This is a genomic window from Pseudaminobacter soli (ex Li et al. 2025) (assembly GCF_003012705.1).
Classification (GTDB): domain Bacteria; phylum Pseudomonadota; class Alphaproteobacteria; order Rhizobiales; family Rhizobiaceae; genus Pseudaminobacter; species Pseudaminobacter soli.
Genome location: NZ_PXYL01000098.1, coordinates 1 through 255, shown reverse-complemented (window position 1 = coordinate 255; position 255 = coordinate 1). Strand labels below are relative to the sequence as shown.

The following is a 255-nucleotide window of genomic DNA, read 5'->3' as shown; positions in this document are numbered from 1 at the left end:
CTCGAGTTCCTAGCGACAACCAACGTGCACAACCGAATGACGGACACAATTGAGGACTTACCCAACCTCGGTCCCTATATTGCGAAGCGCCTCGCAGAAATTGGGGTACGGAGTGCGGACGGACTGCGGGCCATGGGGGCCGTGGAAGCCTATGCGCGGCTCAAATTCCAGTTTGGCCGCGGAGTAACGCTGAATGCCCTTTGGGCGATGGACGCAGCTCTTTCCGGCATCGACTGGCGTCACCTAACGGACGAA

The 255-nt window shown here is 58.8% G+C and carries 1 protein-coding gene; it reads left to right on the top strand.

Annotated elements, in window-relative coordinates; all coding sequences use genetic code 11:
* Window positions 1-36: 36 nt before the first annotated feature.
* Window positions 37-255: TfoX/Sxy family DNA transformation protein (locus C7I85_RS30405; RefSeq protein WP_106727678.1), on the top strand; the 219-nt coding region annotated here is incomplete at its 3' end.